The organism is Bacteroides xylanisolvens XB1A (assembly GCF_000210075.1).
GTDB classification, from domain to species: domain Bacteria; phylum Bacteroidota; class Bacteroidia; order Bacteroidales; family Bacteroidaceae; genus Bacteroides; species Bacteroides xylanisolvens.
In genome coordinates, this window is sequence record NC_021017.1 from 5,969,898 (window position 1) to 5,976,145 (window position 6,248).

General features: G+C 45.6%; 5 protein-coding genes and 2 pseudogenes. 5 read left to right on the forward strand and 2 right to left on the reverse strand.

The features are described 5' to 3' along the window. Positions 1–2,075 (reverse strand): BT4734/BF3469 family protein (locus tag BXY_RS23385; RefSeq protein WP_203462836.1); only part of this gene is annotated, 2,075 nt, incomplete at its 3' end. A gap of 137 nt (positions 2,076–2,212) precedes the next feature. Between BXY_RS23385 and BXY_RS23390 the strand changes: the two genes are divergently transcribed. The 3 genes and pseudogenes from BXY_RS23390 to BXY_RS23400 form a co-directional block, all read left to right on the forward strand. Then, entirely contained in the window at positions 2,213–2,650 is a 438-nt protein-coding gene (locus BXY_RS23390; protein WP_004304904.1) for a DUF6078 family protein, read from the forward strand. A gap of 497 nt (positions 2,651–3,147) precedes the next feature. After that, entirely contained in the window at positions 3,148–3,336 is a 189-nt protein-coding gene (locus tag BXY_RS23395) for an AAA family ATPase (protein ID WP_015533084.1), read from the forward strand. Beyond that, positions 3,309–3,752, forward strand: a pseudogene (locus tag BXY_RS23400) (PD-(D/E)XK nuclease domain-containing protein); the annotation flags it as partial. The gene BXY_RS23395 and the pseudogene BXY_RS23400, both read left to right, overlap by 28 nt. Before the next feature lie 681 nt (positions 3,753–4,433). Here BXY_RS23400 and BXY_RS23835 read toward each other — a convergent pair. Next, a pseudogene (locus BXY_RS23835) lies at positions 4,434–4,679 on the reverse strand (DDE transposase); the annotation flags it as partial. Between the two features lie 590 nt (positions 4,680–5,269). Here BXY_RS23835 and BXY_RS23410 point away from each other — a divergent pair. Together BXY_RS23410 and BXY_RS23415 are read left to right on the forward strand one after the other, a co-directional pair. Further along, a complete protein-coding gene (locus tag BXY_RS23410; protein WP_225629875.1) occupies positions 5,270–5,623 on the forward strand; it encodes a hypothetical protein in 354 nt (117 codons plus the stop codon). Then, a partial coding sequence (locus BXY_RS23415) for an ABC transporter transmembrane domain-containing protein (protein WP_015533087.1) occupies positions 5,614–6,248 on the forward strand: 635 nt, incomplete at its 3' end. The genes BXY_RS23410 and BXY_RS23415, both read left to right, overlap by 10 nt.

Here is a 6,248-nt window from a genome sequence, read left to right on the forward strand (position 1 = left end):
TAGACAGTACCTCTGTGTACACGTTTCGACGGGATTTCATGTTTACGCAGAACTCGCCCGAACACACTTACCCGCTTGTTTGACAACGGTATGGCACTGCTTTTCTTTATATCTTCCAAAATCTCCGCCGGTGAAAGCCATTCGCCATTCTCTTTCTCTTTGGCCGGACGGAAATAACGATAAAACAACTGTTCTTCGAGTGAAACTTGTTCAAATTCACGGTTGCTTCTGGTCATAATCTGTTCTTCGGACTGGTCGAACCAGTAACGTTCGCCGTGGTCGAGCTCATACATGGCCTGCGCGTAAAGCTGTTCATAATCTATCGCCTTGTTTGTATCTATCGTTCCGGTTACTTCGATACAGATAAAGCGGCGGCTGCCCGTAGGGTCGGTCAGCAAATCCTTTTGGTTGCTCGTTGCGATGAATGAAGCATAACGGCGCATTTCAAGCACGGCGTTTCCATAAGGTTTGCGCATATTTACAATCGGTTTTTGCAGGATATGTTTCAGGTATCCTTGTTGGGTGGCGCTGATCTGGTCGAACTCGTCAATGTTGATGAGCGCAAAACGATTGAGATACAATTCGGCATCCGTCTTTCGTGAGAAATCGATGCTGTCCGTATAGTATGCACGCATGGCGGGCGGGATGAGGCTGCGGCAGAATGTCGATTTACGGCAACCTTGCGGGCCTACCAGCAGGGGCGAAACATTATTCGCATATTTCTTATCTGTCCCACGCCAGTGCATGACCATGTTGAGAAACCAGCGGTGAAACAAGTCCACCCAATGCTTGTTTTCGCAGGGAACGGTTTGCGCCAGTCCGCGGATACGGTCTTTGCCGTCCCAGACGGGGAGATGGTAGAGGAAATCTTCCAACGGATTGAATACAGGGATGCGGTTGGAGTAGATATACCGGCTTATGTCCCTGTCCCATAGCGGAATACCTTCGGCTTGCGCATCTAGTGCGATACTGTTCAGCACTCGTTTGTTGATAGGATTGAAGTAAAAATGGAATGAGTTCCGCTCGCGGTATTCCACTTCTCCCACTTGGGTGTTGTAACGGAATTCGTAGCGCCTGTTCATAAACTCCTCTGTCTGGAGTGACAGGTACTGTTCTTTCCCTAAGCTGCTCTTCTTTCCGAACCCTTTTTGTTCTTCATATACATTCTTGACCAACTGACGAATGAGCACCTCTTGCCGGCGCAGGTAATAGTGGAAAATAGTACGTTTCACCGTTTCCTCTTCGGGAATGCCCGAATGGAAGCAGTTGACAGCCAGTTGTGTCACCATAGCCTGAAAGTCTTCCCCTCTTTCGGGTGCACCTTCATCTTCCGCTTCGTAGATTTCTTCATGGGTCTTTCTCAAAGCCGATTCGAAAAGCATGAATACAGCGCGCTCCGTGTCATATCCCGGTACGGCCCGTGTCAACGGTGACTTTTCCGAGCGTACCGCTTCCCGATAAGTCAGTTCTTCGGGCATCCCTGACGGTTGTGACAGATAAAACGGAACGGAATCCGGTCTGTACATAAGTTCCGGGTCGTGTGATAGCCGTGAGTACTGTTCCAGACTAGGCTCTTTGGGTAAAATGCTGAACGGAATTTGCGGCTGATAGCATTTCACGGCCAAACGATAGGCATACGCATGAAATATCTCCGCTTCTTCTCTTTTCTGTGGAAGCGAATTGTCAGGGCGTGTAAATTTCGCCCATATTTTCACTGTCCGTCCGCTCGAACCGGTAAAGACGCAGTGAGTCTGCGGCTGTTCCCATGCCAATTGTTTTACCAATGTAATCTCCGGGCCGCCTGACAACGGTCCGACGGTCAGTTCAACTATTCCGTTATAACTTTTCATTTGTTTTCCACCTTCCGTCCTGCGGAATTCCGCAGCCGGAAGAATCTTCGGCAGCTTGTCTGCTTCGTAGCAGCGTGAGTCGGGCAGGGAATATCGCAACACTTCTCTGAAGGCGGACACAGGCTGTGTCTTTGTTTCTGTCCGTGTTTTTCCTATCCACGTTTCCATATCCATTGTAGTCAGCGCAGTAGTTTTGTCCTTGTCTCTTAATTGAGTGATTTTCATCTTTTGTTTTGTTAATAATATTCTGCTAAGTTAGTCATATTTGCCCGTTCTTGCAAATAAACATGGATATTTTATCTGTTTATCCTTTTTATCCGTACATTTGTAGAATTTAATAACAATAAAACCGATAAACAGCAATGAAAGAACCATTCGATTATTCCATCGTTCCTTATACTTTCGGCTTGTGTGCAGCCGAAGAATGTCCGCGTGCCACGACTTGTCTGCGGCATATCGCCTTAGAGTATGCTCCGGCGGAGCGGGTTTTCCTGTCAATAATGAATCCCAACCGGCTGAAAGCGATGAAAAGTGCTTGTGATTATTACCGTTCCAATGAGAAAGTGCGTTATGCACGCGGCTTTATGCGTACGATTAGTGCTCTTACGGTTCGTGTGGCAGATACCTTTCGCTATCGTATGATTGAATATATGGGTAGAAAGAACTATTATTTGAAACGTAGGGGAGACATGAACCTTAGTCCGGTCGAACAACGGCGGATTATTGCCGTAGCCAAGGAGCTTGGCGTTAGTCTGGATGAGTATTTCGACGGTTACGTGGAGGATTATAACTGGGGTTAGTCTTGTATATCTCCTTCTCTGAAAATCTTTAGCTACGGTTTCGCTGTCGTTTCTCTATATGGAAACTCCAGTGTCTCTAGCGGGAAACGCTAGTATCTCTGGCTGGAAACTCTCGTTTCTACGCGCGGAAACTGTAGTTTCCCGCCTGGGAACCGGAGTTTTGACGCAGGAAACGAGCGCTTCAATGATAGGAAAATAAACTTTGATGCTTGGTGTGCAATATTTCTTCTTACCGCTGTGTTGCAGATACTTTTATCTGCAACGTATCTGCAACGGTATCTGCAACGCTATAATTGTTTATCAGTCAGTTTGTTATTTCGATTTTGTTGCAGGTGGCAGATGTTTTTTTATTTTTCAAACTTTATTGTAGGGAAAATTAGAGGTAATAGTGGCTTGAGGAAAAGAATCTTTTAACCTTGCGTGAGAAGGAATTCTATTAAAAATATATATGTCTTTGCAAGACAGGTGACTGGCGTTAATTTATAAAAGCAGAGATTATGAGCAATAAAATTTATCCTATCGGCATTCAGAATTTCGAAAAGATTCGTAATGACGGTTATTTCTATATTGATAAAACTGCATTAATGTATCAAATGGTCAAGAGCGGAAGTTATTACTTCTTGAGTCGTCCGCGCCGTTTTGGAAAGAGTCTGCTCATTTTTTGCTTCCCTATTATGCAAATGTAAATAAGGTCGAGTCCCCGTTTGAAATTCAGAAGTTTGTCCGTGAAGTGGAGGCGGGTGATTATAACTCTTTCTTCCACCGCCTGCAAAGCTTCTTTGCAGACACTACTTACGAAGTGATTCGGGATCAGGAACTACATTACGAAAATGTTCTTTTTATCGTTTTTAAACTGCTAGGTTTCTACACCAAGGTAGAGTATCATACGAGTGAAGGGCGCATTGATCTTGTCTTGCAGACTGATAAATTTATTTATATAATGGAATTTAAACTGAATGGCACAGCAGAAGAGGCTTTGCAACAGATTAACGATAAGCATTATGCTTTACCTTTCGAGACGGATGAGCGAAAACTTTTTAAAATAGGAGTAAATTTTAGCGCAGAAACTCGTAATATCGAAAAGTGGATCGTGGAATCTTGAATGTATATAGAATTTCTGTTAGGTATAGGAAAATAGAACTTACATTTGGGTACGCTATATAATAATGTATAGGTGTTCCATATAAGGATGTGTCTATCTGAAAAAACATACTCTATGACATCGTTATCAATCAATGAGTTACAAAAAAAGTTTCAAGAAAGAGCCGAAAAATAGTCAGATATATTTGGATGTTATTGATAAGTTGTCTACTTTTGCACCCGCTTTGCTAGAGAGACAGAGCCTAATGGTTGACATTCTGCTACAAGATTAAGGCATCAGAAAATAAAAACAAAAAAAACTTCGAAAAAGTTTGGAAGTTATCTGAAAAAGTCCTTATCTTTGCATCCGCTTTCGCAAAGAAAGCAGGCGCGGCGGAAGCCACGTTAGTTCTTTGAAATATTGATAAACAATACAAGTAGTACAAGTAAAAAAATAGAACCGTCAATACTTGTTTTTCTCTATTTATGGATATTCAGTAAATGTTCCTCTTTCTTCTAAATTAAGAAAAAAGTTTTACTTTACGTGAGCTTTTCTCTTGATTTTTTCGTTCAATTCTCCCAGTCTTCTATCTTTTTCATAGAACATTATTTACATATTCTTATTTTTTCTTCCCACCCATGCATTATGTACATATATTTTTTAGGGGAAGTTAAAACCTCTCCTCTTTTCCTCTTATTTTAGTCAGATTATGCTGCCTTTCTTTTTTTTCTTTTCGACCTTTTCTATCATACATACCGCATTGGCTGTATGTATCCCAAAGAAAACTCAAAGTACTTCCGTTTTCCTGTTTCTGGCTTTTATCCTGGCCAGTGAATAATGTTGTTTCTGCGTTTCAAAACTTCCTTCCAGGCGGGTAGCTCTTTCACGGCTGAATTCCGACCGTAAGATTCTCCGAAATCGCTCATCTTTGGCGGCTCTGCCCTTACGCTTGGACAATAGGGCATTAAAGGGCAGATTTCCCGTATATGCGCCTCCTTATTCTCGAATTATGGGCGTAAGTCACATGGTTATGAAGAGATATCTACCCTTTAATGGGGAGAACAGCCGGCTAATATCTGATGGAAATGCCCAACAAATCACAGGAAAATAGCCACGCAATAGTCTGATACACAATAATTATTGGAGATACGTGGTCCGCTCCTGCGGACAGCAAGTTGTCTTTGGGTAACGAAAACCAGACGGTTTAACAGCGCGTTACGCCGTTAAACCGTTACCCATTCCATGCTCCAGAGTCGCTTCATCATATAATTTGATAGCTTCACCTATATTATCACTTGGGACGTTTACCAACAGACTCCCTTTCCTTTTTTCTGTTCGATGCCCTACAAAAAGGCTGTTTGCGGCCGCTTATTTCCGTTTATTTTCACTATTTTTGCAGTATGAAAATGAAGACAGACGATACATTCAATCATGCCCATGCCGACAGGCTTCTGCTCCCCAACGCCTCATTGCTTGGGGAGGTGGAGAACATGCTGGCCGACGGACGGTCGGTCATGCTGAAGGCTACGGGAAACAGCATGCTCCCCTTCATTGTCGGAGGGCGTGACAGTGTGCTTGTACGGCGTCCCTCCGGGATACAGGCGTTACAGGTCTGGCAAATCGCCCTGGCACACCTGCCCGACAGCCGGTATGTGCTGCACCGTATCGTCCGCATCCATGGCGCGGAGATTGTCCTAATGGGCGACGGGAATCTAAAGGAAACGGAAAGTTGTCGGTTTCCCGATATAACGGGAGTTGTCACAAGAATTATCCGTAACGGCCGTTATGTGGACTGCGACGCAGGGGGTGAACGGTGCAAGGCGAAGATATGGGGCAGGCTGCTCCCTATCCGCCGGTATTTGCTGTACATATACAGACGGGTATGGATATGAAGGCGGGAATGAGTATGAAAGAAGGAGCGGAATGGCTGTGGAACGCCTCACGGGGATATCGCTCCCCCATTCTGGCGGGTATTCTTGCCGGGACAGTTCGCATCGGCGTGTCCCTCACGTTCGTCTGGTTCTGCAAGCACCTGATAGATACCGCCACCCATCAGGCGGACGGGAACATCATCCTGGGACTGGCGGCCATGGCGGGATGCATCGTCCTGCAACTGCTGCTGTCCGCACTTGTCAGCCGTCTCTATGCGCACACGGAGATCAGCCTGCGCAACAGACTGCGGCAGGATCTGCTCGAACATATCCTGAAAAGCCGGTGGAACGGTCGCGAGACATTCCATTCCGGCGATATGCTCAACCGCATGGAGGAGGATGTCCGTACCGTGACGGACCTGCTGGCGGGTTCCATCCCCTTGGTCGGAACCACGCTGTTCCAACTGGCCGGCGCCGCGCTGTTCCTGTTCTGTCTCGACCGGCGGATGGCTGTCGTCATCCTGCTTATCATGCCGTTGGCGTTGCTGTGCAGCAAGCTCTACATGAAGCGGATGCGGCGTCTGACACGTGAGATACGGGCGACGGACAGCCGTGTGCAAAGCCATCTGCAGGAGAACCTGCAGCA

Excerpts from the sequence above, each read along its gene's own strand:
- BXY_RS23390 (WP_004304904.1), top strand. The coding sequence starts at position 2,213 with ATGAAAGAACCATTCGATTATTCCATCGTTCCTTATACTTTCGGCTTG.
- BXY_RS23395 (WP_015533084.1), top strand. The coding sequence starts at position 3,148 with ATGAGCAATAAAATTTATCCTATCGGCATTCAGAATTTCGAAAAGATT.
- BXY_RS23410 (WP_225629875.1), top strand. The coding sequence starts at position 5,270 with ATGCTCCCCTTCATTGTCGGAGGGCGTGACAGTGTGCTTGTACGGCGT.